The organism is Variovorax sp. E3 (genome assembly GCF_016082275.1).
GTDB lineage: Bacteria > Pseudomonadota > Gammaproteobacteria > Burkholderiales > Burkholderiaceae_C > Variovorax.
In genome coordinates this window covers 1-380 of sequence record NZ_MOWM01000390.1, presented here as the reverse complement: position 1 = coordinate 380, position 380 = coordinate 1, and the positions used below count along the sequence as shown (strand labels likewise).

Annotated in this window: 1 protein-coding gene; it reads left to right on the top strand. The window is 78.2% G+C overall.

Features of this window, described 5'->3' with window-relative positions:
• The coding region (locus tag BMG07_RS41035) for a hypothetical protein (RefSeq protein ID WP_269759927.1) at positions 1 to 261 on the top strand (261 nt) is incomplete at its 5' end.
• Between the last annotated feature and the right edge of the window lie 119 nt (positions 262 to 380).

Genomic DNA, 380 nt, shown 5'->3' with positions numbered 1-380 from the left:
GCCGCCGCGCAGGCGCGGCAGATCCAGGGACCGACGGCCGAACGGAGCGCGCGCGTCGGCCACGTCAGGCCCAGGAGACTGCGCATGGGGGCGGCCCTGCTGTGCGGGGCCTCGGCGCTCATCGGCGCCTCGGCGGCGTGGATGCTGCCGCGCGAGGCCGGTCCGACCTCGTTGCAGGCCGAGGCCCGCCTCGGGCGCGCGCTGCAGCGCGGCTGGACCTCCCTCGACGCTCCCACGCGGGCCGCGTGGAAGAGGTCCTGAGGCGCTGACGAGAGGCGCAAAGACCAAAGCCACGCGCACACCCAGGGGCGGCGCGTGGCGGCGCGTGGCGGCGCGTGGCGGTGCGTGGCGGTGCGTGGCGGTGCGTGGCGGTGCGTGGC